General features: G+C 69.1%; 20 protein-coding genes. 9 read left to right on the top strand and 11 right to left on the bottom strand.

The genetic code is table 11. From position 1 onward, the window contains the following. Positions 1–31: 31 nt before the first annotated feature. Entirely contained in the window at positions 32–1,675 is a 1,644-nt protein-coding gene (locus tag ACQCX5_RS04530; RefSeq protein ID WP_434540820.1) for an FAD-dependent oxidoreductase, read from the bottom strand. Positions 1,676–2,562: 887 nt separating this feature from the next. On the opposite strand from ACQCX5_RS04530, the gene ACQCX5_RS04535 reads away from it, so the two are divergent. Then, positions 2,563–4,056 carry an MFS transporter gene (locus ACQCX5_RS04535; protein WP_434540821.1) on the top strand — a complete coding sequence of 498 codons (1,494 nt, stop codon included), beginning with the start codon at positions 2,563–2,565 and terminating at the stop codon, positions 4,054–4,056. Between the two features lies 1 nt (position 4,057). On the opposite strand, the gene ACQCX5_RS04540 is transcribed toward ACQCX5_RS04535, so the two are convergent. Together ACQCX5_RS04540 and ACQCX5_RS04545 are read right to left on the bottom strand one after the other, a co-directional pair. Next, a complete protein-coding gene (locus tag ACQCX5_RS04540; RefSeq protein WP_434540822.1) occupies positions 4,058–4,939 on the bottom strand; it encodes a DUF4031 domain-containing protein in 882 nt (293 codons plus the stop codon). 88 nt (positions 4,940–5,027) lie between these two features. After that, positions 5,028–5,564, bottom strand: a complete 537-nt coding sequence (locus ACQCX5_RS04545) for a YceI family protein (RefSeq protein WP_434540823.1) — start codon at positions 5,562–5,564, stop codon at positions 5,028–5,030. A gap of 149 nt (positions 5,565–5,713) precedes the next feature. Here ACQCX5_RS04545 and ACQCX5_RS04550 point away from each other — a divergent pair, with 149 nt between their 5' ends. After that, the gene (locus tag ACQCX5_RS04550) at positions 5,714–6,313 is read left to right on the top strand and encodes a CMD domain protein (RefSeq protein ID WP_434540824.1); all 600 of its coding nucleotides are present in this window, start codon (positions 5,714–5,716) and stop codon (positions 6,311–6,313) included. Continuing rightward, positions 6,310–6,927 carry an alkylhydroperoxidase domain protein gene (locus ACQCX5_RS04555; protein ID WP_434540825.1) on the top strand — a complete coding sequence of 206 codons (618 nt, stop codon included), beginning with the start codon at positions 6,310–6,312 and terminating at the stop codon, positions 6,925–6,927. Before ACQCX5_RS04550 ends, ACQCX5_RS04555 begins: the two co-directional genes overlap by 4 nt. 37 nt (positions 6,928–6,964) lie before the next feature. Here ACQCX5_RS04555 and ACQCX5_RS04560 read toward each other — a convergent pair whose 3' ends face one another. From ACQCX5_RS04560 to ACQCX5_RS04575, 4 genes are all read right to left on the bottom strand, one after another. Continuing rightward, positions 6,965–7,966, bottom strand: coding sequence for an aldo/keto reductase (locus tag ACQCX5_RS04560; protein ID WP_434540826.1), 1,002 nt, complete (start codon positions 7,964–7,966; stop codon positions 6,965–6,967). Between the two features lie 407 nt (positions 7,967–8,373). Next, positions 8,374–8,787 (bottom strand): VOC family protein, encoded by a 414-nt coding sequence (locus ACQCX5_RS04565; RefSeq protein ID WP_434540827.1) that lies wholly within the window; start codon positions 8,785–8,787, stop codon positions 8,374–8,376. Positions 8,788–8,888: 101 nt separating this feature from the next. After that, complete coding sequence (locus tag ACQCX5_RS04570) at positions 8,889–9,101, bottom strand: hypothetical protein (protein ID WP_434540828.1); 213 nt, start codon at positions 9,099–9,101, stop codon at positions 8,889–8,891. A gap of 444 nt (positions 9,102–9,545) precedes the next feature. Beyond that, positions 9,546–12,005: an FG-GAP-like repeat-containing protein gene (locus ACQCX5_RS04575; protein WP_434540829.1), complete on the bottom strand. Its 2,460-nt coding sequence runs from the start codon at positions 12,003–12,005 to the stop codon at positions 9,546–9,548. A gap of 263 nt (positions 12,006–12,268) precedes the next feature. Between ACQCX5_RS04575 and ACQCX5_RS04580 the strand changes: the two genes are divergently transcribed. Further along, the gene (locus ACQCX5_RS04580) at positions 12,269–13,582 is read left to right on the top strand and encodes a threonine/serine ThrE exporter family protein (protein ID WP_434540830.1); all 1,314 of its coding nucleotides are present in this window, start codon (positions 12,269–12,271) and stop codon (positions 13,580–13,582) included. Positions 13,583–13,585: 3 nt separating this feature from the next. Here ACQCX5_RS04580 and ACQCX5_RS04585 read toward each other — a convergent pair whose 3' ends face one another. After that, on the bottom strand, positions 13,586–14,377 hold the full coding sequence (locus ACQCX5_RS04585; protein WP_434540831.1) for a sulfite exporter TauE/SafE family protein: 792 nt from the start codon (positions 14,375–14,377) through the stop codon (positions 13,586–13,588). A gap of 156 nt (positions 14,378–14,533) precedes the next feature. Further along, a complete protein-coding gene (locus tag ACQCX5_RS04590) occupies positions 14,534–15,259 on the bottom strand; it encodes an NRDE family protein (RefSeq protein WP_434540832.1) in 726 nt (241 codons plus the stop codon). Between the two features lie 42 nt (positions 15,260–15,301). Between ACQCX5_RS04590 and coaBC the strand changes: the two genes are divergently transcribed. After that, positions 15,302–16,516, top strand: coding sequence for a bifunctional phosphopantothenoylcysteine decarboxylase/phosphopantothenate--cysteine ligase CoaBC (gene coaBC, locus ACQCX5_RS04595; RefSeq protein ID WP_434540833.1), 1,215 nt, complete (start codon positions 15,302–15,304; stop codon positions 16,514–16,516). Positions 16,517–16,534: 18 nt separating this feature from the next. Further along, the gene (gene ilvD / locus ACQCX5_RS04600; protein WP_434540834.1) at positions 16,535–18,304 is read left to right on the top strand and encodes a dihydroxy-acid dehydratase; all 1,770 of its coding nucleotides are present in this window, start codon (positions 16,535–16,537) and stop codon (positions 18,302–18,304) included. 61 nt (positions 18,305–18,365) lie between these two features. Here the strand turns inward: ilvD and ACQCX5_RS04605 are convergent, their stop codons facing one another. Continuing rightward, the gene (locus ACQCX5_RS04605; protein WP_434540835.1) at positions 18,366–19,040 is read right to left on the bottom strand and encodes an SPFH domain-containing protein; all 675 of its coding nucleotides are present in this window, start codon (positions 19,038–19,040) and stop codon (positions 18,366–18,368) included. Between the two features lie 566 nt (positions 19,041–19,606). Between ACQCX5_RS04605 and ACQCX5_RS04610 the strand changes: the two genes are divergently transcribed. Further along, complete coding sequence (locus ACQCX5_RS04610; protein ID WP_434540836.1) at positions 19,607–20,536, top strand: NADP-dependent oxidoreductase; 930 nt, start codon at positions 19,607–19,609, stop codon at positions 20,534–20,536. A 225-nt stretch (positions 20,537–20,761) separates the two neighbouring features. On the opposite strand, the gene ACQCX5_RS04615 is transcribed toward ACQCX5_RS04610, so the two are convergent. Further along, complete coding sequence (locus ACQCX5_RS04615; RefSeq protein ID WP_434540837.1) at positions 20,762–21,172, bottom strand: VOC family protein; 411 nt, start codon at positions 21,170–21,172, stop codon at positions 20,762–20,764. Positions 21,173–21,405: 233 nt separating this feature from the next. Here ACQCX5_RS04615 and ACQCX5_RS04620 point away from each other — a divergent pair, with 233 nt between their 5' ends. Beyond that, complete coding sequence (locus ACQCX5_RS04620; RefSeq protein WP_434540838.1) at positions 21,406–22,821, top strand: phosphoglucomutase/phosphomannomutase family protein; 1,416 nt, start codon at positions 21,406–21,408, stop codon at positions 22,819–22,821. 85 nt (positions 22,822–22,906) lie between these two features. Then, a complete protein-coding gene (locus ACQCX5_RS04625) occupies positions 22,907–25,324 on the top strand; it encodes a sodium-translocating pyrophosphatase (RefSeq protein WP_434540839.1) in 2,418 nt (805 codons plus the stop codon).

Here is a 25,324-nt window from a genome sequence, read left to right on the forward strand (position 1 = left end):
CACCTTCTGTCATCAGAAACGATGTGTGGCTTCAAACGCTAGCGCCCTCGACAGGGTCCGGCTGCCGATCCGACAAGGGAAGCGACGTGTCTGCCCGATCCGTGGCCACCTGCGACAGGGCCTTCACCAGCGTCTGCAGCTCGCGCGCCTGCCTCGTCCGCAATCTGATGGTGCGCACGACGCCCCGGGCGACGACGCTTTCGGTGTGGGCCTGGTCGAGCCAGCGCAGGCCGACGACGTCTCCGGCGCCGAACCGGTGCAGCACCTCACCCGCCGCCACCTGCTCTGCCTGACCCTCGATGATGACGTGGACGAATCGGGCGCGGCCCTCGTCAACGATCACCTCTCCATCGGTGAACCGCATGTGGTGCAGCTCGAAGTCATCGGCATCAGAGACACTCATCTCGACTGCGTCACGGCCCACCAGTGGCCAGATCGCCCAGTCGGCGACGAGCCGCAGTTTGCGATCCCACGTGGGCACGTAGCGCCACAGCAGCGTGCGCCACAGCACCCACGCAAATGTGCCGGTGATCTCGCGGCCATAAATCTCGGCGACCGCGCTGCGCCGCCCCAAGGACGCCCCCTGCCCGAAACCGGTGAACGCGAACGGGGTCGGCCGCTGCCCATGCGCGCGGCGCAGCACATTCCTGGCCACGTGTCGTCCCTGTTCGAGGGCATGGATCGCCACGGGCGGGCACAGGCCACCGCGGGGATGCGGCACCGCGGCACAGTCGCCGGCCGCCCAGACCCCGGGGTGCCCGACGACCTGGCAGGTGGCATCGACCTGGATGCGCCCCGACTCGGTGCGCGGCAGCCCCTCGACCTGGGTGAGCACGGGGTGCGGGCTCGACCCGATGGCAGAGATGACCGTGGCGGTGGGGATCACCTCACCGTCGCGCAATTGCACGGCATGGTCGGTGACGCCGGCGACGCGTTCTGACTCGATGAGTTCGACGCCCAGGCGCTCGAGGCGTCGGGTGGCATAGGCCACGAGCTCGGGATGCGAGCGCTGGCCCTGGCGCAGGGTGCGCGGGGTCAGCTCGGGCAGCACCTGCTCACCCGGGTAGACCAGCACGATGCGCGGGTCGTCGGGCTGGACTCCCGGGTAGATGCGGCCGAGCAGCCGGGCATAGTCGGTGAGCTCGCCGGCGATCTCGCAGCCGGCGAAGCCGCCGCCGGCGACGACGAAGGTGAGCAGGCGGCGTCGTTCGGCGGGGTCGGGCTCGTGGTCGGCCCGCTCGAAGCAGGCGATGAGGTGGTTGCGCAGCCGGAACACATCGTCGAAGGTCTTCATCATGAACGCGTGCTCGGTCAGGCCGTCGAAGGCGTCCTGGCGGTCGGCGGTGCCGATGCCGATCACCAGCTGGTCATAGCGCAGGATGCGCTGGTCACCGCGGTCATCCTCGAGTGTGACCGTGCGGGCGGCGAGGTCGATGCCCGTGACCTCGGCCACGACAAGGCGTGCGGGGGCGACCATGCGGCGCGCCGAGTTCAGGATCGTGTGGGCCGAGATGCGGCTGGTCAACATCTCGCCGATGAACCCGTGCCAGACCTGGTAGTTCTCGCGGCTGACGACGGTGACCTCGACCTGGCCGCGCCGGATGGCCCGGGCCAGGCCCTTGGTAAGGGTGATGGCGACGTACCCGCCGCCGAGCACGACGATGCGCTCGCTCATGCAGCAACAATGCTGTACGCGGGGCGGCAGGGGAAGAGGTGGCGCCGGATTCTCAGCCGAGAGTGGGCGGTGGGTGCGGTGCGGGGGTGCGGGTGCCGTTCTCAGCCTGTGGGCGGCGGGTGCGAGGCGGGGTGTGCGGGGCGGGGTGTGCGGGGCCGGCTCCCGGGTGTCCAGAACCCGGCCGGAGTTGGCGGATGTGACGCGCTGGTGGCGCGATTCCCCGACTTCGGCCGGGTTCTGGACACTCTCTCGAGTTCAAGGTTCACCTCGGGGTTCAGGCTTCAACGGGTGGGTGAGGACCGCTGCCCGGCCCCGCCACACCGCGGCAGGGGGAGGATCACGCCCCGGCCCGCCACGCCGCTGCAAGGGGGGAGGATCACGCCCCGGCCCCGCCACGCTCCCCTTCGGAGCACGCCGCACCCCGTCAAGCGCACGACGCTCCCCTGACTGCCACGCCGCTGCCCTTGGACCCCGGGCTGACGGGAGCGGCGTGCGCCCAAAGGGAGCGGCGGCGCCTGACCGCGATGGACCGGTGTGCCTCACGGAGCGGCGTGTGCCCACAGGAGGCGGCTTGTACCCGAACGGGCCAGACCAGCATGCCCTGGAGCCCGGTGTGCCCCGAGAGGCAACCGATGCCCCGGCTCCGGCCGGACCGATCGCCACCCTGTCCAGAACCGGGCCGGAGTTCCGGGACCTGGCCCCCCACTGGCGCCTTTCGCGGACTCCTGCCCGGTTCGGGACACTCACTCGCGGCGCCGGACGCGCAGATGCCCCACCTGCTCGTGGCCCCGCCCCTGAACCGCCACCGAAACACGCTTGTCCCACCACCACGGCGCGCATAGATTTGTTCGGCAACTCGGGGAGTTGCAGCACCCGAGGAGACGACGATGACCGAGCAACCCCCACCGGCCACGGCCCCACCCGCCGCTGCACCGGCGACCTCACCGACGACGGCCCCGCGCCGCCCGGTCGAGGCACGCATGCGCACGTTCTGGTCGATCCTGGTCAACACCGGACTGGCCAACCTGACCACGAGCTTCCTGTGGTTCGCGCTGGTCTTCTGGATCTATCTCGAGACCCGCGATGTGCGCGCCACGGGCATCGTCGGCGGCGGCTACATGCTGCTGATGTCGGTGACCGCCATCAGCTTCGGCACGCTCGTCGACCGGTTCCGCAAACTTGACATCATGCGGTTCGCCGGCCTGTTCACGCTCGCCTGTTTCGTGCTCGCGGCAGGGGTCTTCTTCATGGCCCCAGCCGCCTCGCGCATCCGCATGGACCAGCCCTGGCTGTGGGTGTTCGCCGCGCTCATCCTGGTCGGTGCCATCGTCGAGAACATGCGCAACATTGCGCTGTCGACGACCGTCACGATTCTGGTCGACGCCGAGTCCCGCGACAAGGCCAATGGCATGGTCGGCGCCGTGCAGGGCCTGGCCTTCATGGTCACCAGCGTGCTGTCCGGCCTGGCCGTCGGCCAGCTCGGCATGGGCGGCACACTGGTGATCGCGCTCGTGCTGACCGCCGCGGTCTGGGTGCACCTGTTGACGCTGCACATGCCCGAAGAGGTCGAGCCCGCGGCGTCCGATGCCCAGGGCCACTTCGACCTCATGGGTTCATGGCTGGCGGTGCGCGCCATCCCGGGCCTGCTCGCGCTGCTGCTGTTCTCGACGTTCAACAACTTCATCGGGGGTGTCTACATGGCGCTGCTCGACCCCTATGGCCTCGAGATGTTCAGCGTCGAGGTGTGGGGCGTCGTCTATGCCATCGCAGGTACCGGGTTCATCGTCGGCGGTGCGATCATCGGCCGCACCGGCCTGGGCAAGAACCCGCTGCGGACGATGCTGTTCGCCCTGATGCTGATGGCCGCGGTGGGTGCGCTGTTCACGATCCGCGAATGGGCCTTGCTGTTCATCATCGGCATCTGGGTCTACATGGCCCTGTCCCCCGCGGTCGAGGCCGCTGAACAGACGGTGATCCAGCGGGTGGTGCCGCTCGAGAAGCAGGGTCGCGTCTTCGGTTTCGCTGCCGCCGTCGAGACCTCGGCCGCGCCCGTGACCGCGTTCCTGATCGCGCCGATCGCCGAGGTGTGGATCTTCCCGTGGACCCGCTCTGACGCCGGAGCAGCCGCCATTCGCCCGCTGCTCGGGGACGGCCAGGCGCGTGGCATCGCCCTGATCTTCCTGGTGTCCGGGGTGATCATGGGTCTGGCGGCACTCGCGGCCCTGTTCTCACCGATCTACCGCCGCGTGAGCCGGACGTATGCCCAGGCAAGCGATGCGGCCACCCCCGAATCGGACGATCAGGGCGCGGCAGCCGAACCGGTGGCCACCCATGAGACCTACCGCAATGCCCCGCCGCCGTGGAACGTGGACCGCGACTGACTCACCTGGCCCGCGCACGAGCCTCGAGCAGGGCGATCTCTGCCGCCAGGTTCACCATCGCCGGCGCCGTCCACAGCTCTCGTCCGGGGTCGGTGCGGTACAGCGGGTCGAGCGCGGCCAAGTGGGTGAGCACCTGCCGGCGCCCGGACCGGAACATCGCCAACGGCACCTCGTGGTATTCACGGCGCACGTCGCGGCGATAGACGGCATAGCGGGCGGGGTCGGCGGCCAGGATCGCCAGGTCGGCGTCGCACAGTTGCTGGCCGCGCACGTCGGCGTCGGCGGGCTGGTGGCCGGCGGTCAGCCGCACCAGCCTTGCCACCTCACGCACGTCGGCCCGGGGCAGGATGGGCTCGAGCGTTGACTCGGCGAGTGCGGCTGAGTCGTCCTCGTCGCGGCCCGGCCGCCCCTCGTAGACCGCGTCGTGAAACCACGCGGCCAGCGCCACCACGGGTTCGTCCGCGCCGACGACGTCGAGTGAGTCGAGGCAGTGTTCCAGGTGGCGCAGGTCGTGGTAGTAGCGACCACGGGACGACCACCGCTCGAGCAGGTCGTCGGCCGGTCCGGTGGCCAGCGGCCACCGTTGCCGCAGCCGCTCACGGCGGGCCTCGCGGTCGGCATGCCAGTCGGCCTTGGTCACCCGCAGGTTGGCCTGGCGCAGCGCCCGGACGAGTTCACGCGAGGGCGCCTCGAGGGCACCGGCGGCCACGCAGTCGTCGTACAGGCTGGCCGGCACGTCGTAGTGGTCGCGGTCGAACGCACGCGGTGGCAAGCCGGCGGCCTCGGCGAGGTCGTGCAGTTCCTCGAGCGAGGTGTCAGAAACCAGGTGCCCGAACAGCGTGCCATGGGCCGGCCACCTGGGCTTGTCGATCAGGACGGTCACAACACCCAAGTACACCGCGCCCGCCCACCTTCACCGAAGCAGTCGGCGAAATGTGAGGGCAGGTTTCGCCCGTGGCGAGAAACCCGACTCAGATGGTGAGCGTCACCTCGACATCGACCACGTCGGCCACCCGCAGCGCACCCATCAGCGCGCTGTACGGCTTGATGCCATAGCGGCCCTGGCTCATCACACCGCTGAGCCGCCAGCCGTCCTCGACCGCCGCCACGTCGAATGCCTGCACCTCGGAACGCCCGTTGAGCGACAGCGCGCCCTCGACCCTGCCACGGTCCCAGGTGCCGGTGATCGAGGTGGCGGTGAACACCAGCTGCGGCTGCTTCGCCACCCCCATCGAACTGGCGGCGTTCTTCAGGATCGCCGCCCGGTCGCCGTCGGACACCTCTTTCGACCCGCCGCGGCTCTCGCGCACTGCAAGGGAACCCAACTGGGCGGTGACCTTCAGCTGCGACTCACTTGGCGTGGCGCCGACCACCAGCTCGCCGGTCCAGTCGCGGACCTCGAGCGTGAGGTCATGTCCCATGCGGGCCATCGCCCCCTCGCACGTCGTGTGCAGCAGCAGGTCGGCGTTCGAGGGCCCGAGTTCAATGCGTCCTGGCGTGGGTTCCATGGGCCCATCCTTCCACCGCAGGGTCTCGTCCCAGCCACCGGACTGCGGGAATACGGGCGCGCCCTTCCCGGGTTGCACCGAGCACGTGCGTGTCCGAACCACGGATGTGTGACCCACGCACGTTCGACCCACCCACGACAGGAGCGCCCATGACGGCCGACCTCATCGACCTGCTCGCCGGCATCAGCCCGGGCAGTCGCCTCGCCAGCGTGCGGGACCAGCGTCCCCAGGCCCGCGACAACGCCCAACTGAGCTTCGAAGCGCTGCTCGAACCGGTCGAGCCCGGCACCTTCCTGCTGCGCGAACGCTACGCGGTCGCCACGTTTGTCTCGCTGCTGCATGGCTTCGCGCAGGCCACGGCGTTCTACGCCGACCTGCTCACCGACGAGGACGAGGCACTGGTCGCGCCAGTGCGCGAAGCGGCTGCGGCCTCGGCCACCCGGGGCCCCTTCGGCAACTACCGCGAACCGGGGCTGACCGGCGAGAACACCGATGGGTTGCGCTGGCAGCCATCGGATGAGGCCATCGCCGCGCTCGGGCCACGGCTTGCCGCGGCCCTGGCCCACACCCACCTGTTGGTCTTCAGGCCCCGCGAGTCGAGCCCGGCTGCACTGCAGTCGCTCGTGGACGCCGGCTGGGGCGCCGACGACATCGTCACCCTCAGCCACCTCGTGGCATTCCTGAGCTTCCAGTTGCGCGTGGCCTGGGGCCTGCGCGTGCTCAACACCGACGGAGGGACCACCCGATGAGCGACCACCTGGTCACCAACTACCCCGAACTGGCCCGCCCCGAGCAGTTCACCCAGCAGGGCCTCGGCTGGGTGCCGTGGCTCGCGCCGCTGGCCGAGGACGAGCTCAGCGACGAGCAGCGCGAGGCCCTGATCGAGCCTGCACGGGCAAAGATGCCGTACTTCCGGCTGCTGGCACGCAATGCGGCGGCGCTGAAGGCCCGCACGCTGACCGACCTGGACATCTTCTTCAACATCCAGGGCGGCATCGGCCGGGCCGAACGCGAACTGGCGGCGGCAACCGCCTCGCGGCACAACGGCTGCGTCTTCTGCGCCTCAGTGCACTCGGCTGCCGCCACCCGCGAGTCGGGCCGCACTGATGACGTGCAGCGGCTGCTCGACGAGGGTACCTCGGCCGATGTGGGCGACGACGTGTGGAACGCGGTCACCGCGGCCTCGGTGGCGCTCAGCGACACCCCGCTCGATTTCGGGGCCGACAGTGTGCAGCGGCTGCGTGATGCCGGGCTGGACGACGCCGAGATCGTGGACGTGATCAATGGCGCGGCCTTCTTCAACTGGGCCAACCGGCTGATGTTGTCGCTGGGCGAACCCGAGGTGCCTACGCGGCGCCGCTGAGGTCGAGCCACAGCACCGTCTCAGAGCCACAACCGACTCAGAACAGCGCGACCTTCGGCGCCACCGGGAAGATCTCGTCGAGTGCGGCCTCGTCATCGGCCGTCGGCACCCAGCCGGCGGCCGCGGCGTTCTGCTGCACCTGCTCTATCTTGGTCGCCCCGGCGATGACGCTGCCGACGCTGGGCCGGGAGGCCAGCCACGAGAAAGCCACCTGCACCTCGGTCAGGTCACGTTCGCGGGCGAAGTCGCCGAACGCCTTCATCTGCGCGAGGTCGAGGTTCTCGACCAGGTGCTGGCGGGTGAACGTGAGCCGCGACCCGTCGGGGGCGGAACCCTGGGAATACTTGCCGGTCAGCAGCCCGTTGGCGAGCGGGAAGTAGGGCAGCACACCGAGCCCGTAGGCCTCGGCGGCGGGGGTGATTTCGAGCTCGGCGCGGCGGTCAAGCAGGTTGTAGTGGTTCTGGCTCGCGATGAACCGGGTGCTACCGAGCGCTCGCGCGGTGAACTCGGCCTCGGCCACCTGCCAGCCAGCGAAGTTCGAGTGCCCGATGTAGCGGACCTTGCCGGCGGTGACGAGGTCGTCGAGGGCGGCGAGGGTCTCGTCGATCGGGGTCAGGGCGTCGGGGGTGTGGAACTGGTACAGGTCGATCCAGTCGGTGCCGAGCCGACGCAGCGAGGCCTCGGCGGCACGCACGATGTAGCGCCGCGAACCCCGGGCACCGAAGTCGTTGCCGTTGACCCCAGCCATGTCCATGCCGAACTTGGTCGCGACGATGACCTCGTCGCGGCGCTTGCCGAGCGCCTTGCCCAGCATCTGCTCGGACAGCCCGGGAGTCCTGCCGCCGTAGGTGTCTGCCACGTCGAACAGGGTGATTCCCGCATCGACGGCGGCGTGTACCACCTGGTCGACTCCCGCCTGGTGCTCGGTCAGCGTGCCGATGCGGCCCAGGTTGTTGCAACCGAGCCCCACGGCAGAGACGGTCAGTCCGGAGTGTCCAAGTCGGCGGTAGTCCACGAGCTTCTTCCCTTCAGCAGTCAAGCACTTGATCCTAGCGGTGGGCGCATCGCTCACTCCGCGCCCAACCAAGGTAAATCTCTTTACGTTCAAGGGACGGCCGGGCTATTTTGTAACTGCGTCATGCATGGACGTCACGCAAGAGTTCCGCCGGTTCACCAGGTCCCCCTCCCGAACCGCACCCGGGCCCCTCCAGCCCCACCGGCTCCGATCCCCTCGGCACCGGGTCACCCATGCTTCACCACGAAAGCCACCCATGCCCCACTTCACCGTCCGCGCCCCATTTTTCGCAGCGGTCCACCTCGCCGTCGCCTGGCTGCCCCACCCCAAGGGGTGGTGATGGCGACGACGAGGCGTACCGCCGGGTGACGCTGGCCGACCCGCAGGGCAACGTGTTCGACGTGTCGAACGAGTAGCCCGGGTCGCGCGCCTCAGGCTTCCTGCGCCGGGCCGACGTCAAGCTGCCAGAGCACACCGAACTGGTCGCGCACCTGGCCGTAGTGGTCGCCCCAGGGGGCGAGTTCGAAGGGCATGGCGATCTCACCGCCGTCCGCGGTCAATGCGGTGATCAGTTCCTGCGCCGCCTCGACGGAGTCAGGCACCAGCATGATCGAGTAGACGTCCGAGACGGTGCTCGGGGTCTCGCCGATGCTGTCGCCCCCGACCAGCATGAAGGTGTCCGTGGTGAGCGAGGCGTGTGCCACGGCATCGTCCGGCATGCCCATGTCAGGGAAATCCTTGTACCGGAAGAGCTTCAGGTCGCCGCCGAACACGGACTGGTAGAAGGTGAACGCATCCGCGGCGTTGCCGGGGAAGGCGATGGAGATGGATGCTGCAAGGGACATCGATGTCCTCCTCTTGGTGGCCTCGGATCCGCCCCGGGTGCCATGGTTTCACGCTACGCGCCACGTCCGACATTTTCAGGCCCCCGCATCAGCGCACCCCTTCAGTCCGCGCCCTCGGCCACCTCGTGCGCGTCCACCAACCGCTGCGAGACCCGCAAGAACGGGTAGGCAACGGCCACGACGCTGACGGCGGCGGAGCCCCACAGGACGGCCGGCAGCCCCCACACCTCACCGACGACGCCACCGAGGAACGCACCCACCGGCATCAACCCGTAGCCGAGCGTCGCGCCTGCCCCGCCAACCCGGCCCAGCATGCCCACGGGCACGAGCCGTTGGCGGATGGTCTGCCCCCTCGCACGCCGCTCCCCCTCCGGTGCACGACGCTCCCGTGCGGTTCGCGACGCTCCCCCTGCGCCGGGCCCCAAAGGGAGCGGCATGAACCCACGAGGTGCGGCGTGCACTTACAGGGGGGCGTGATGCCCTCATCGGGAGCGTGGTCACCGCCGCGGGCACCCCGCCCGCCCCGACAAGGGCGTGCCGACACTGTCGTGTGGACGAGTCGCCCCGCTATGCATGGGGTCAAGCCGGTGAAGGGCCCAGCGCCTGCCTCGTCCACCCCCGATGCCCGCACGCCCGGACTCACGCGCCCGCCCCCGAATTGCCCCTGAACGCAACAGTTGCCCCAGTGCAGGCACTGGGGCAACTGTTGCGTTGTAGGGCAAACCGCGACTCGGTCAGCCGGCCAGCCCATCAACCGATCAGCCGAACAGGGTGTAGCCCTGCCAGCCAGTGGCGATCTGTTTGGCGACTCCCCAGCGGCCGCCGCCGAGGTTCGCGTACAGGTACATCACGCCGTCCGCGTTGCGTCCGACCATGTCGACACGGCCATCACCGGTCATGTCGCCGGGGGCGAACATCGCGGTGAAGCCGGTCCAGCCACGACCGACCAGGGCTGCCTGGATGATCGTGCCGCCGGGTCCGGAGTAGTAGGCGAACAGCTGGCCCGCGGCATTGGTGGCGATGATGTCGGCGGTGCCGTCATTGTTGAAGTCACCGACCGAGGTGATCCGGTTGATGCCCTGCCAGTTCTTGCCGATGAAGCTGGCGTTCTTGAGCCCCTCAGCCGTCAGCGTGTACCGGTACAGGTTGCCGTTGTCCTTGCCGACACCGACCACCTCGGGACGACCGTCCTTGTTCATGTCACCGACGACGGTGATGTTGGTGATCCCGTTCCAGTTCTTGCCCACCTGGGTCGGCGAGCTGAACTGGCCCAGGCCGCGGCCCAGGTACAGGAACATCGCGCCGTCCTTGCGCAGGCCCATCAGGTCGTCCTTGCCATCACCGTTCACGTCGGGGGTGTGCGAGATCCAGGTGAAGTTCTGCCAGCCGCCGCCGGCCTTGGCCCACGAGCCGCTGAGGCCACCGGGGGTGCCGAACCAGGTGTAGAGGTCGCCACGCTTGTCGACGGCGATGATGTCGCCGATGCGGTCACCGCTCTGGTCGCCCCAGGCGAAGTCCTTGCCCAGGGGCGGCAGCTCGGGCCGCGTGCAGCCCTCAGCGCCGGCACCGGGGACGAACGCGCCGCTCAGGTTGGCATCGACCTGGTAGACGCCACCAGCGGCGGGGTTCGACCCGTCGGTGATGATGCCGTCGAACGTGACCTGGAACGAGGTGCCTGCGGGCAGGTCACCAAGGTTGAAGACGAGCTTGCCGTCCTCGACCGTCGGCGCCGGGGCATGGATCGCCTTGGCGGCCGGCCAGGCAGCCTGCTCATCGTCGGTCAGCGAGTTGACCTTGACGAAGTTGGCCCAGTCACTGTTGGCCACGGAGGCCTCGGCGATGTCCCAGTTGGCACCCGGGGTGATCACGAGCTTGGCGTCATTGATGGCATGGTTGGTGGCCACCGGGATGCGGAAATGCAGCGGGCCGGCGCCATAGGCACCCACCCAGTGGTGGGCGTCGAGCAGGCCATCATTCTCGGCGAACAGGCTGGGGCGCACCACCTTGATGAAGCCGTTGTTGGAGTAGTCGGCCAGGTCCTGGTCGATCACCGCAGCGGCCTGCCAGTTCACGGTGCAGCCGGTCGACAGGTCACCGTTGGCGGTGGCCTGGAACGGCTTCACCGCGGTCTGGGTGAAGGTGCCGCTGAAGACCTTGCCGTTGGTCGACCAGTCGTTCGACCCGTTGTTCCAGGTGAACTTGTGGGTGCCGCCGCGCAGGTGGGTGACCTGGACGGAGTCGATCTTCAGCGCGGCAGCGTCGGCCTCCGGGGCCTTGAACTGCATCAGGTCGCCGTCGACGTCCTTGACGATGTGGGTCTGGGCCACGTTCAGCGCGGTGTCGGCCAGCGTGATCTTCTGGCCGGTCGCCCACAGCTGGAACGGCGTGCGGGCCAGGTAGGGCTGCAGCACCGACAGGTCGGTGATCTTGTTGTTGTGGATGCGCAGCTGGTTCAGCTTCGGCAGGTTGTCGAGCTTGGCGATGTCGGCGTTACCGAGCGCGCGGTCGTTCAGGTACAGCTGCTGCAGCTCGGGCAGACCATTGATCGGGGCCACATCCAGCGCGGTGGTCGTCCCGGCCGGGCCCGAGGCCCACAGCCGACCCAGCTTCGTCAGTTCAGCCACTGGCGCGAACGACGTCAGCGGGTTGCTCGCGGCATAGATCGCGGTCAGGGTGTCCTTGGACGCCGTGAGCGGCGACAGGTCAGCCACCTGGTTGAAACCAACATTGATCAGGCCCAGGGTCGTGACATCGCCCAACGGCGCCAGCGAGGTGATCCCCTTGTTGGGCGCACCCGCAGTCTTGTGCTGCAACTGCAGCATCGACAGACTCGTCATTGCGCTCATGTCAGCCGGCAGCGCCGCGATGTAGTTGTCGTCGAGCGACACGGTCTTGAGCTTCGACAGACCGGCCAGCTCATCGAAATCGGTGAGCACGTTGTTGGACGCATTGATCGAGGTCAGGTTGGTGGCGTGCTCCAGGCCGGCCAGGTCGGCCACACCCTTGCCGCTGCAGGTCAGCGCGGTCAGCTTGTCGAGATCGGCCGTGCTGATGGCAGCATCGGCAGCCCGGGTCGGGTCGATGGCGGTATTGATACAGGCAGCGAGCGCCGCGTCGGTGACGAGCGCCCCTTCTTCGGCCTGGGCAATGCCCGTGCCGGTCAGCAACAGCGCGGATGCCGCCGCGGCAGCGGCGATCCCACGCAGGTTGAACTTCATTCGAGTGGTCCTTTCCAGGACAGATGTGACCAGGGTCACAGGGTGGTGACGGCCATCGGAGGGGTGGCCTGGTGGCTGAACCCGCACACACTCGACGAACTTTTGTCGGGAATGCCCGAGGTTCCACGCTCATGTTATAGAACAGATTTATCGTTGCCCACCCACCCCCGCACAATGGACATTCCTGACGCATTGTTGGCGCGCGTCAACCCACCGCCCAGGGGTCACGGCCGCACTCATCACACCCGTCCTAGACTGCTGCCGTGACCAAAGCCCACCCGGACGCCCACTTCCCGGACGAGCGTGCACTCGAGCCGCGCCAACTCATCAGCGCCTCGAACCTGGTGCTGCGCGCGGGCAACCTGATGCTCGGCGCCGGCACGAGTTCACTGCGCGTGCGCCAGAGCATGCAGCGGGTCGCCCGCAGCCTCGGAGTCGACCACCTGCAGGCCCAGATCACGTTCACCACCATCGTGGTGACCATCCACCGCGGCGGGCTGTTCCGCACCCAGGCCGGCGAGATCACCACCCCGGGCGTCGACGCCGACCGCATCCGGGCCATCCAGCACCTGACCCGGCGTTTGCCCGAGCACCAGACCCCGGACGACATCGCCGCCGCTCTCGATGCCATCGGGGCCCGCACACCGTTGCACCGCTCCTGGCTGGTCACCCTGGCCGTCGGACTCGCCTGCGCCTCAGTGGCCTTCCTGAATGGGGCGGGGGCGCGCGAAGTGCTCTCGGCACTGCTGGCCGCCACCGGCGCATTTGTCGTGCACCGGTTTCTGTTGCGCCGCCACCTCAACCTGTTCGGCTGTGTCGTCATCTCGACCGTTGCCGCCTCGACGATCTACGCCGCCCTCGCATTCCTGCTGCACGGTGGTGAACTGCTGTCCACACCGAAACTGCTGGCCGGATTCGTCGCCGCCAGCGTCTTCCTGGTACCGGGTTTCCCGCTGTTCACCGGTGGGCTCGACCTGGCCAGGCTCGACCTGCAAGCCGGGGTGGGCCGCATGGTCTATGCCGTGGTCGTCATGCTGTCGATCGGGGTCGGCATCTGGACGGTCGCCTCGGTGACGGGGCTGCAGCCGACCGACCCACCGCCCGCACTGGGCGAACCGGCCGTCCTCTGGTCGCTACGGGTGGTCGCGAGCTTCTTCGCCGTGCTCGGCTGGGCCCTGATGTTCAATTCACCGTGGCGTGAGGCGCTGGGCTCGTCCATCGTGGCCATCGCCGGCAGTGTCGCGCGGCTCGTGCTGGTCGACGCCGGTGCGATGTCGCATGTCGCCACGTTCGTCGGGGCGCTGGTGATGGGTTCGCTGTGCCACATCGTCGCCCGGCGCCTTGGCCTGACGAGGCTGATCATGCTCGTGCCGACGCTGCTGGTGATGATCCCCGGCGCCCCGGCGCTGCAGGCACTGCTGCACTTCAACAACGGCGACCTGTTCGGGTTCATGTCGAACGGCATCTTCGTGGTGCTGCAGGTGATCACCATGATCTGCGGACTGGTCGCGTCCATGATGATCTTCGACCCGGCCTGGGCATTCACCCACCGCGACCGCCAGCCCGCACGGCCCTGACCATCAGCTCATCAGCAACCGCACGAGCCCGATCAGCCCCACCACCACGATCACGGCACGCAGTGGCCCCGGCTTGAGCCGCCGCCCGTAGCGGGCCCCGAGCCAGCCGCCAATGGTCGACCCGATGGCGATCACCACGACCACGTCCCAGTGGATCCGGTCGGGCGCAACGATCGTGTACGTCAGCGCCGCCACGATGTTGACCACCAGGGTGAGCACATTCTTGGCGGCGTTGAGCCGTTGCAGGTCGTCATGCAGCAGCGCCCCGGTCAGGCCCATCAGCAGGATGCCCTGCGCCGCCGTGAAATAGCCGCCATAGATACCGACCAGGAACGTGCCGACGACCAGCAGCAGCAGGCGCCCCCGGCCGAGGTGTCCTTCGCCACCCGCCTGCGCAGCCTCGTCCGAACTGCGGGCCCTGACCCACGCATTGATGCGGGGCTGAAAGACGACCAACAACAGCGCCAGCACCAACAACACCGGGACGACTGCACCGAATACCGTCTCGGGCAGGTGCAGCAGCAGCCAGCAGCCGACCAGCGCGCCGCCCAGCGACGCCGGGATCTGCCAACGCAGGCGTCCCCACTGCCCCCGCAGTTCGCGGCGATACCCCCAGGCACTCGAGAAACCGCCCGCGACAAGGCCGATCGCATTCGACATGGTCGCCGAGACCGGGGCCACCCCGAATGCCACCAACGTCGGGAACGTGATCAGGGTGCCTGAACCGACCAACGCGTTGATCGCACCGGCCAGCACACCCGCGAGGGCGACGATGACAAGTTCGGTGGGGCTCATGCGGCGCTCCCCCGGCGCTTTCCGGGGGTCGTGGACGAAGCAGGCACGCGCTCCATCCTGCCATGGCGCGCATTCGGGGCGGACGAGGCAGAATGGATCATGGCTGACTCCCCGCAGGACACCAGCCGCCCGCGTGAACCCGCGCAGCACCGGCGCTCAGCGGTGGCGAGCCGGTACGGCCTCGTTCCACTGCCCCGGTTCGGCCAGGGTGCGCATCGCCACCTCGACGCCACCGACGCCCACCGAGGCCACGCTGACCAGCAGCGACAGCGTCGGGTAGCCGTGCACCCGGTTGTCGCGGATGATGGCGCGGTCGTCCAGCGGCCCGACACTCGTGGTCCGGGCCAGCACGGCCAGCCATTCGTCCCACCAGTTGCCCTCGCCGTTGTGGTGCGGGTCGTCGGTGGGGGCGGCGGCGAAGGCGTCCAGCCAGGCCGCGATGCGGGCTGTCGAGGGGTCGTCGACGTCGTCGTGCGCGATCATGTGGGTGCCCGGCGCCAGGTCGACGACCTGGGGCGCGCCGCCGTGCCACGAGGTGACCCGGGCGCCGTCCGCGCTGACCTCGACGAGGTTGAAGCCCAGCGTGGTCAGCGGGTCGGGCAGGGGTCGGCCGGCCACCGAGTCGAGGACGAGCGTCCCGCGCGAGGTGAATACCGGGCCTTCGGCGCCACCGGCGCGGTTCAGCAGCACCGCCAGGCGCTCGTCGTCCGCCGCCAGCCAGGCCCCGCCCGCGAGTTCGTCCATGACCCCCTGCACACCGGGGTGGTCGGGCCACCAGCTGCCCAGTGGGCGCCATGGACGACCGGGGTCCTCGTCGCGGACGGCGAGCATCCTGATGGGGCCTGCGCCGGGTTCGGGCACGCGGATCACGACGGTGCACATGGGGCGACCGTACTCGGCCGGGGTGAAGTGAAACAATCGACCATGGTCATTGTCGTGGGAGTCACCGGTGGCATCGCTGCCTACAAGGTCGTCCACCTGGTCCGGTTGTTCATTGCCGACGGTCACGAAGTGCATGTCGTGCCGACCGACGATGCGCTGCGCTTCGTGGGGCTGCCCACCTGGGAGGCGATCTCGCGCCACCCGGTCACCACCTCGGTGCACGACGACGTGCCGCGGGTCAGGCATGTGGCCCTGGGTCAGAAGGCCGACCTGGTCGTGGTGGCCCCCGCCACCGCCAACACGATCGCGTCGATGGCGGCCGGGCTGGCCGATGACCTGCTCGGCACCACCTTGCTGGCCACCACTGCCCCGGTGCTGATCGCGCCGGCAATGCACACCGAGATGTGGCACCACGCCGCCACCAGGGCAAATGTGGCCACACTGCGGTCGCGTGGCGTGCACCTGGTTGGGCCGGACGACGGGCCGCTCACCGGCGGCGACTCGGGGCCGGGGCGCATGAGCGAGCCCGAGGCGATCCATGCGACGGCGCTCGACCTGCTTCGTCCACGAGAACTGCAACACGACCTGGCCGGGCTGACGTTCGCGGTCTCGGCCGGGGGCACCCGCGAACCCATCGACCCGGTGCGCTTCATCGGCAACAGGTCGAGCGGGCGCCAGGGGGTGGCGCTGGCGGTCGCGGCCGCCGACCGCGGCGCCCGGGTGCTGCTGGCGGCGGCGAACATCGAGGCCGACGTGCTGCGCGAGGCTGACCGGCCCGACATCGAGATCACCCGGGCGGGCTCGGCCGCCGAGCTGGGCACGGTGATGCGCCGCGCCGCCGCCGAAGCCGATGTGGTGATCATGGCCGCCGCCGTCGCCGACTACCGGGTGGCCGAAGCCTCGGAACAGAAGTTGACCAAGGAATCAGGGCCGCCGGTGCTCACCCTGGTCGAGAACGAGGACATCCTCGCGGGGCTGGCGCGGCAGCGTCGTCCGGGCCAGACCGTCGTCGGGTTCGCGGCCGAGACGGCCACCGGTGACGAACTGCTCGAACGGGGACGCCGCAAGCGCCGGCGCAAGGGTGTCGACCTGCTCGCCATCAACGAAGTGGGCTGGACGAAGGGGTTCGAGGCGGCCGAGAACCGGCTGCTGGTGCTGGGTGCTGACGATGAGGTCGTCACCGAGACGGCGGGCTCGAAGCGTGAGGTGGCTGACCGGCTGCTCGATGCGGTGCGGAACGCCCGCGGGGTGGAGTGATCGATCTAGATTGGGGCCATGAGCACCGCAGGCCGTGACGCCATCGAATCTGAGGCCATCGAATCTGAGGCCATCGAATCTGACGCCGTCGAATCTGGGTCAATCGACATCAAACCCCGCAGTCGGGTCGTGACCGACGGCATCGAGGCCACGACCTCCAGAGGCATGCTGCGCGGCGTCGGCATGGGCGACGAGGACTGGGACAAACCGCAGGTCGGCATCGCGTCGAGCTGGAACGAAATCACGCCCTGCAACCTGAGCCTCGACCGGCTGGCCCAGGCCGCGAAAGAGGGCGTGCATGCCGGCGGCGGCTATCCGCTGCAGTTCGGCACCATCTCGGTCTCGGACGGCATCTCGATGGGACACGAGGGCATGCACTTCTCGCTGGTCTCGCGCGAGGTGGTCGCCGATTCGGTCGAGACCGTGGTGATGGCCGAACGCCTGGACGGCACCGTGCTGCTGGCCGGCTGCGACAAGTCGATCCCGGGCATGCTGATGGCCAGTGCCCGGCTCGACCTGTCGAGCGTCTTTCTGTATGCGGGGTCGATCGCGCCGGGACATGTGAAGCTCAGCGACGGCACCGAACGCGAGATCACGATCATCGACTCGTTCGAGGGCGTCGGGGCGTGCATGGCCGGGCGGATGAGCCGCGATGACCTGAAACGCATCGAGTGCGCGTTTGCGCCGGGCGAAGGTGCGTGCGGCGGCATGTACACGGCCAACACGATGGCCTCGGTCGCCGAGGCGCTCGGGCTCAGCCTGCCCGGGTCGGCGGCCCCGCCGAGCGCCGACCGTCGGCGCGACAACTTCGCCCACCGGTCGGGTGAGGCGGTGGTGAACCTGCTGCGCCAGGGCATCACGACCCGCGACATCCTGACCATCAAGGCTTTCGAGAACGCGATCGCCCTGGCGATGGCGCTGGGCGGGTCGACCAATGTGGTGCTGCACCTGCTGGCCATCGCGCACGAGGCCGACGTCGACCTGACCCTGCATGACTTCAACCGGATCGGCGACAAAGTGCCGCACCTGGGCGACATGAAGCCGTTCGGCAAGTACGTCATGAACGATGTCGACCGGCACGGCGGCATCCCGGTGGTCATGAAGGCGATGCTCGACGCGGGGCTGCTGCACGGCGACGCGCTGACCGTTACCGGCAAGACGGTGGCCGAGAACCTGGCCGAGCTGAACCCGCCCGCTGTCGACGGCAAGGTGATCCATGCGATCGACAACCCGATCCACAAGACCGGTGGGCTGACGATCCTGCACGGCTCGCTCGCCCCGGACGGTGCCGTGGTGAAGTCTGCAGGGTTCGATGCCGATGTCTTCGAGGGCCCGGCGCGCGTCTTCGAACGCGAGCGTGCCGCGATGGATGCGCTCGAAGCCGGGCAGATCAACCACGGCGACGTGGTGGTGATCCGCTACGAGGGGCCGAAGGGTGGGCCGGGCATGCGCGAGATGCTCGCCATCACGGCGGCGATCAAGGGCGCCGGCCTCGGCAAGGACGTGCTGCTGCTCACCGACGGCCGGTTCTCGGGGGGCACGACCGGGCTCTGCATCGGCCACATCGCCCCCGAAGCGGTCGACGGCGGGCCGATCGCGTTCGTCCAAGATGGTGACCGGGTGCGGGTCGACATCGCTGGACGAAGCCTGGACGTGCTCATCGACGAGGCTGAACTCGAGGCCCGCCGGCAGGGGTGGGCGCCGCTGCCGCCGAGGTATTCGCGTGGGGTGCTGGCGAAGTATTCGCAGCTGGTGAAGTCGGCGGCGATGGGTGCGGTGACGGGCTGAGCGCTGGAGGCGTGGGCCCGCCCCACCCCGGCTGGGGGCCGGGGTGGGGCGGGGGGCTTGCTCAGGCGTCGGTGTCGTCCAGCTTGAGCACCAGCTGCGTACCGGGCGGCATCGACGCGACCAACTGCTGACGCGCGAGCGCCGGGTGGTCGTCGAGCAGCTTGGCTCCGTTGGCGAGCGCCCGCAGCGCCGCCGTGCGGGCACGGGCCTCTTCGAGCTGCTCGAGCGCGCGTCCGCGGGCGGTGGCGAGGTCGATGGCCATGCGGCGCACCTCGTGCGGCAGCACGACATCACGCACGACGACCTCGAGCACCTCGATGCCGAGCTCGGCAACGGCCTGGGCAACGGCGGTGCGCAGCCGGTGGCCGAGGTCGGGCTCGGTGCGCAGCCGCTGCACGAGCACGGGCGCCTCGATGTCGGCAACCAGGTCACGCAGCGCGAGCTGCACGGCGAGGTAGAGCACGAAGGCCGGGTCGGCGTCGCGCTCGTGGAATGCCCGGGCATCGACCACTCGCCAGCGGGTCACGGCGGTGGCACGCACGACCAGGCCATCGGCGGTGCCGACCTCCTGCGGGGCAAGGGCCGTGGTGCGCGACTTCACCAGCACCTCAACGAACTCGTCGCCGAGGCGGAGCGGGTGGCGGCCGGGGGTCAGCACGCCCTGGAACCGGCCGTGGCGGTAGCGCAGTGCGCACTCACCGGGGAAGACGGTGAGGTGAAACGGGGTGAACTTCATGATGGCGACCTCCTTCGATGCGCCTGGTGGTGGTTGGTGTCGGGATTGGGTGAGTTGGTTCGGGTTTGGGGTGGGGTGGGTCGGGGTGGGGTGGGGGCGGGGTGGGGCGGTGGCGCAGGCACCACACCGGGGCGCACCGCGGCGGGCCGTTCCGCTGGTGCCCGTGGGCAGGGCGCGGAGGGCGCAAGGCGTGGGTGAACCCGTATCGATGTGGTGCCCGCTGAGACCGGGAGTCGAACCCTTGGCTGTTTGTCAGCTGCCACCAACCGGAGGTTGGGCCGTTGCCCCAATGTGCAGGACCGCGGCCGGTATCCCGGTGCGGCTGCGTGGGCGGCGGCGCGTCCATGGTGGCAGTGCGCGGGGGCGTGGCGCCACGCATTTATTCAGCCGACCGGCGGTGGCGGGCGGTAGGTCGCACCGGGGGCAGGTCACACCGGGGGGTGACCACAATCCGGCAGGAGTTCACGAAGGGGCGCCCCAGTCAGCCCCAATCACCGGCTTTGGCCCGGAAATCGACACCGGCACCAGGCACCGCTCTGTCCGCCCCCGCGACCTAGACTCGGGCCATGTTGGCGATCGAGTACACAGAGCACGGCGGGCCAGAGGTGCTGCACCTGTCTGACGCGGCGGCCGAGCCCACCGTCGGCCCCGGCGAGGTGCGGATTGCGGTGAAGGCCTCGTCGGTCAACCCCGTCGACTGGAAGATCGTCAAGGGCCGCCCGGACATGCCCGTCGCCTTTCCGGCCATCCCCGGACGTGATGCCGCCGGGGTGGTCGAGTCGGTCGGCGAAGGTGTCACGGGCTGGTCCATTGGTGATGAAGTCGTCACCTACGGGCATGAGGGCCGCGGTGTGCGCAGCGGCGGCTACGCGGAATTGATGACGGTGCCGGCCGATGCACTCGGCCCGAAGCCGCGCTCGCTCACCTGGGACGAGGCGGGTGCGCTGCCCTGCGCAGGCCTGACGGCCTACCAGGTGTTGCGGCTGGCCGGGGTCGGCGAGGGCGACACGGTCATGGTGCACGCCGCAGCGGGTGGGGTGGGTCACCTGGCGGTGCAGATCGCCCGGGCGCTCGGGGCTGGCCGGGTCATCGGCACGGCCTCCGCGCCAAATCATGAATTCCTGCGTGGTCTCAGGGCCGAACCGGTGACCTATGGCGATGGCCTGGTCGACCAGGTGCGTGCGCTGGCCCCGCAGGGTGTCGACGTGGTGGTTGACCTTGTCGGGGGTGGGGTCGCCGACCAGACCATGGCGGTGCTTGCCCCCGAAGGGCGGCACGCCTCGATCACCGACCGCCAGATTGTCGAGCGCGGCGGGCACTACCTGCAAGTGGCCGCCAATCGCGCAGACTTCGAAGCCCTGGGCGAACTGTTCGATGCCGGCAGCGTGAAGATGGTGCTGGCGGCGGTGTTCGACCTGGCCGACGCCGCGCAAGCGTTCCGGTTGAGCCAGACCAGGCATGGCCGGGGCAAGATCGCCATCCACGTGTCGGCCTGAGGCGGCTGGGCGACGCACTGGGCTGCTCGACTGAACGGCCGGTGGAGCCGCTGTCCAGAACCCGGCCGGAGTTCCCGATTCCCGCCCCACCACACCCCGATCCAAGAACTCCGGCCCGGTTCCGGACAGCGGGCATTGGCCGCCAGGGAGGCCCGAGGATTTCGACCACCCCGGGCACAACTCGGCTCATCCCCAATCGAGGGTGCGCACCGCGGATCGGGTAGGTCAGCCGCCCCCGGCGATGTTGACCAGCCACGAGGTCCCGAACCGGTCGACGCACATCCCGAACTCGTCGCCCCACGGCTGGGTGGCCAGGTCAACCGTCACGGTCCCTCCGTCCGACAGCGCCCGCCAGTAGCCGCGCAGCTCCTCGGTGTCGTTCCCGCCGAGGCTGACCGCGAGGTTGTTTCCGGGCCGCAACGTCTCGCCCGGCAGCATGTCGGCGGCCATCAGCGTGAGGCCAGACGCTGTTTCCAGCTGGCCGTGCATGACCTGGCCGCCTATGCCGTGGTCGTCGGTGCCGAAGTCGCCGAAGTGGTTGATCGTGAGATCGCCGCCGAACACGTCCTGGTAGAACGCCAGGGCGTCCGCGGCATCACCCGCGAAGCTCAGGTAGGGGTTCAGCCGAGTGGTCATGGACCGATGATAGAGGGCTCATCCCACTCGAGGGGGTGTAGTCGCGGAGGTGCTCGAGCCGGCCGTTGATCGCCTCGGTCGGGCCGTTGGAGGTGCCGGGCAGCTGTCCCCCTGCCCCAGCGTCGCGAAGCGCTCGCCCGACCCCAGCCCGATCCGACACCCCGCCCTGAGCGATTGATCACCAGCACTGCGCGCGCCGAAAACTTGTCAGACCCCCGCGATAGCTTGGCGCCATGATCGAATTCGGCACCGGCGGCTGGCGTGCCATCATCGCCGACGGCTTCACCCTCGCCAACTTGCGCCTGCTCGGGCAGGGCCTTGCCAACCGCATGCAGCGCGAAGGCGTCGCCGAGCGCGGCATCGTCATCGGCTATGACCGGCGGTTCCTCAGCCGCGAGTCGGCCTGGTGGCTGGCCGAGGTCATGGTCGGCAACGGCATCCCCACGACCGTGATCGACCGGGCCGCGCCCACACCCATGATCATGTTCACGGTCCGCAGCAAGAACACCGCCTACGGCCTGGCCGTCACCGCCTCGCACAACCCCGCGCTCTACAACGGCGTCAAGGTCTTCACCGAGGGCGGCCGCGATGCCGATGCCGCCGTCACTGCCGAACTGCAGCACGAGATCAATGCCCTGACGGTCGACGACGTCACCAGCACCCCCGCACATGAGATCAGCACCCACCCGCTGGTCACGGTGCAGAAGTCCATGAACTGGTACATCGATTCAATCCTCGACCAGGTCGACACCGAGACCATCCGCCATGCCCACCTCAAGGTGATCCTCGACCCGATGTACGGCGTCTCGCAGACCTGCCTGCAGACGATCCTGATGACGGCGCGCTGTGATGTCGAGGTCATCAACAGCCGCCACGACACCCTGTTCGGCGGCCAGTTGCCGTCGCCGAACTTCGAGACGCTGCACGAGCTGCGCCAGCGGGTGCGCGACGGTGACGCCGACCTGGGCATCGGCACCGACGGCGACGCAGACCGCCTCGGCATCGTGGATGACTTGGGCAATTACCTGTCGGCCAACCAGATCCTGGTGCTGCTCTACCGCTACCTGCTCGTCGACAAGGGCTGGCAGGGCCCGGTGGTGCGCAACCTCGCCACCACCCACCTGCTCGACCGGGTGGCCGAGAAACACGGGCAGCGCGCCCACGAGGTGCCCGTCGGGTTCAAGCACATCAGCGCTGCCATGGCCGAACATGATGCGATCATCGGCGGTGAATCGTCCGGTGGCCTGACCGTGCGCGGGCACATCGCCGGTAAGGACGGCGTCTATGCCGCCTCGCTGCTCGTCGAGATGCTCGCGGCCAGCAAACGCCACCTGAGCGAGCACTGGGCCGACATCGTCGCCGAGTACGGCAGCCTCGAGATGGTCGAGACAGCATGGGGCTTCACCCCCGGACGCCGCAGCGAACTCATGGCACAGCTGTTCGAGCGCCGCGAGCTGCCCGACTTCGGTCGACCGGTCACCTCCGTCGACTACGTCGACGGCGCCAAGGTGAGGTTCGAGGACGACGCCTGGCTGGTGTGCCGCTTCTCGGGTACTGAGCCGGTGCTGCGCATCTTCGCCGAGGCCCGCACCGGGGACGAGGCGCATGAGCTTGTCAACGCGATGGTGGCGTTTCTCGGACTGGAGTAAGCCCTGCGATGTAGGCTCACGACGATCGACCTGAACCGGGTCAATGGCGTGGCAACGGGGCCGCGCACCCATTGGAGGAACGCCCATGCTTCACCGTCCCCTCGAAGTGTCCCTGTCGTCCGGCAGCGTGTCCATCGTCATCGTCATCGCGGCGCTCGCGGCAGTGGCAGTGGCGATGTCGCTGGTCTACCGCGCGCAGGTGCTGCGCGCCGCCGACGGCACCGACAACATGCGCGCGATCGCCCTCGCCGTGCAAGAGGGCGCCTCGGCATACCTCACCCGGCAGTTCCGCACGCTCGGCATCTTCGCGGTGGTGGCGTTCTTCGTGCTGCTCGCCCTGCCGATCCACGGTGACGGCAACGGCTGGGTGCTGCGCATCGCCCGGTCACTCGCCTTCGTCGCCGGCGCAGGCTTCTCGGCACTGATCGGCTGGATGGGCATGTGGCTGGCGGTGCGGGCCAACGTGCGCGTGGCCGCCGCAGCCCGTGACCAGGGACGCGACCCTGCCATGAAGATCGCGTTCCGCACCGGCGCTGCCGTCGGCATGGCCACGATTGGCCTCGGCCTGCTGGGCGCCGCGCTGGTCGTGCTGATCTTCCGCGGCAATGCCCCCGTGATCCTCGAGGGCTTCGGCTTCGGCGCAGCAATGCTGGCCATGTTCATGCGTGTCGGTGGCGGCATCTTCACCAAGGCCGCCGACGTCGGCGCCGACCTGGTCGGCAAGGTCGAGCAGAACATCCCCGAGGACGACCCCCGCAACGCTGCCACCATCGCCGACAACGTCGGTGACAACGTCGGTGACTGCGCCGGCATGGCCGCCGACCTGTTCGAGTCGTACGCCGTGACGCTGGTGGCCGCGCTGATCCTGGGCCGGGCCGCGTGGGGCGAGCAGGGGCTCATCTTCCCGTTGATCATCCCGGCGATCGGTGTGCTGACCGCGCTGGCCGGTGTCTACCTGATGCGCCCCCGGGCGGGCGAGAACGGCCTGGCCACCATCAACAAGGCCTTCTATGCCTCGGCCGTGATCTCGCTGGTGCTGTCGGGCGTGGCGGCCTTCGTCTACCTGCCCGACTCGTTCGCGGCGCTGGGGGTCGAGAACTTCAGCGGGCCCATCGACGACCCCCGCATCGTCGCGTTCGCAGCGGTGACCATCGGCGTCGTGCTGGCGGCGCTGATCCTGGCGTTGACCGGGTTCTACACCGGCACCGAGCACAAGCCGGTGCAGGACGTCGGCAATACCTCGGTCACAGGTGCTGCGACGGTGGTGCTCTCGGGCATCTCGCTGGGCCTCGAATCGGCGGTGTTCACCGCCGTGCTGATCGCCCTGACCGTGCTCGGGGCATTCATGCTGGGCGGGGCCGGTGTCATGGGCCTGTTCGCGATCGCGCTGGCGGGCTGCGGCCTGCTGACCACGGTGGGCGTCATCGTCGCCATGGACACCTTCGGACCCGTCTCTGACAACGCCCAGGGCATCGCCGAGATGTCGGGTGACGTCGATGGCGAGGGCGCGCAGATCCTCACCGAGCTCGACGCGGTCGGCAACACCACCAAGGCCATCACCAAGGGCATCGCCATCGCCACCGCGGTGCTCGCCGCCACTGCCCTGTTCGGGGCCTTCACCGATGCCGTCGCCAACGTGCTTGGCGGCCGTTACACCGAGTTCGAACTGCAGTCGGTGGTGTTCTCACCGAGCGTTCTCGTGGGCGTCATCATCGGCGCCGCAGTCGTCTTCCTGTTCTCGGGGCTGGCGATCCAGGCCGTCAGCCGTGCAGCCGGTGCGGTGGTCTTCGAGGTGCGCCGCCAGTTCCGTGAGATCCCCGGCATCATGGACGGCACCGGTCGTCCCGAGTACGGTCGCGTGGTCGACATCTGCACCCGTGACTCGCTGCGTGAACTTCTCAAGCCGGGCCTGCTCGCGGTGCTCGCGCCGATCGCGGTGGGCTTCGGGCTGGGCGTGCCCGCGCTGGCGGGCTACCTGGCGGGCGCCATCGCCTGCGGCACCCTGATGGCAGTGTTCCTGGCCAATTCGGGCGGCGCCTGGGACAACGCGAAGAAGCTCGTCGAGGACGGCCACCATGGCGGCAAGGGCTCGGACGCCCACGCCGCAGTGGTCATCGGCGACACGGTGGGTGACCCCTTCAAGGACACCGCCGGCCCGGCCATCAACCCACTGATCAAGGTGATGAACCTGGTCGCGGTGCTGGTCGCACCGGCTGCGGTGAGCATGTCGGCCCTCGGCGACGACCCCAGCTGGCTGCGCTACGTCATCGCCGGGGTGGCCGCCGTGATCGCCATCGCAGGGGTCATCTCGAGCTCGCGGCGCGGTTCGGCGATCGCGGGTCAGGACGAGCCGAACCCCGGACTGGACGGCCTGCCCGGCAACCCCGACTGGGAGGCCACCCGGCACGCGACCGATCGCAGCGGCCCGATGGCCGAGCTCGAGGCAGAGGCCGACCCCGCAGAGCAGACCAACGATCGGGAGCAGTCCAGCAAGTCTGCATGA

Origin of the sequence: Aestuariimicrobium sp. G57 (assembly GCF_050110855.1) — a bacterium.
Lineage (GTDB): Bacteria > Actinomycetota > Actinomycetes > Propionibacteriales > Propionibacteriaceae > Aestuariimicrobium.

Bases quoted from the DNA above. Each gene is read 5' to 3' on its own strand.
- ACQCX5_RS04605 (WP_434540835.1), bottom strand. From the start codon at position 19,040: ATGAAGTTCACCCCGTTTCACCTCACCGTCTTCCCCGGTGAGTGCGCA.
- ACQCX5_RS04575 (WP_434540829.1), bottom strand. From the start codon at position 12,005: ATGAAGTTCAACCTGCGTGGGATCGCCGCTGCCGCGGCGGCATCCGCG.
- ilvD (WP_434540834.1), top strand. From the start codon at position 16,535: ATGAGCACCGCAGGCCGTGACGCCATCGAATCTGAGGCCATCGAATCT.
- ACQCX5_RS04535 (WP_434540821.1), top strand. From the start codon at position 2,563: ATGACCGAGCAACCCCCACCGGCCACGGCCCCACCCGCCGCTGCACCG.
- ACQCX5_RS04620 (WP_434540838.1), top strand. From the start codon at position 21,406: ATGATCGAATTCGGCACCGGCGGCTGGCGTGCCATCATCGCCGACGGC.
- ACQCX5_RS04570 (WP_434540828.1), bottom strand. From the start codon at position 9,101: ATGCTGGGCCGGGTTGGCGGGGCAGGCGCGACGCTCGGCTACGGGTTG.
- ACQCX5_RS04610 (WP_434540836.1), top strand. From the start codon at position 19,607: ATGTTGGCGATCGAGTACACAGAGCACGGCGGGCCAGAGGTGCTGCAC.
- ACQCX5_RS04550 (WP_434540824.1), top strand. From the start codon at position 5,714: ATGACGGCCGACCTCATCGACCTGCTCGCCGGCATCAGCCCGGGCAGT.
- ACQCX5_RS04590 (WP_434540832.1), bottom strand. From the start codon at position 15,259: ATGTGCACCGTCGTGATCCGCGTGCCCGAACCCGGCGCAGGCCCCATC.
- ACQCX5_RS04565 (WP_434540827.1), bottom strand. From the start codon at position 8,787: ATGTCCCTTGCAGCATCCATCTCCATCGCCTTCCCCGGCAACGCCGCG.
- ACQCX5_RS04545 (WP_434540823.1), bottom strand. From the start codon at position 5,564: ATGGAACCCACGCCAGGACGCATTGAACTCGGGCCCTCGAACGCCGAC.
- ACQCX5_RS04615 (WP_434540837.1), bottom strand. From the start codon at position 21,172: ATGACCACTCGGCTGAACCCCTACCTGAGCTTCGCGGGTGATGCCGCG.
- ACQCX5_RS04585 (WP_434540831.1), bottom strand. From the start codon at position 14,377: ATGAGCCCCACCGAACTTGTCATCGTCGCCCTCGCGGGTGTGCTGGCC.
- ACQCX5_RS04625 (WP_434540839.1), top strand. From the start codon at position 22,907: ATGCTTCACCGTCCCCTCGAAGTGTCCCTGTCGTCCGGCAGCGTGTCC.
- coaBC (WP_434540833.1), top strand. From the start codon at position 15,302: ATGGTCATTGTCGTGGGAGTCACCGGTGGCATCGCTGCCTACAAGGTC.
- ACQCX5_RS04530 (WP_434540820.1), bottom strand. From the start codon at position 1,675: ATGAGCGAGCGCATCGTCGTGCTCGGCGGCGGGTACGTCGCCATCACC.
- ACQCX5_RS04555 (WP_434540825.1), top strand. From the start codon at position 6,310: ATGAGCGACCACCTGGTCACCAACTACCCCGAACTGGCCCGCCCCGAG.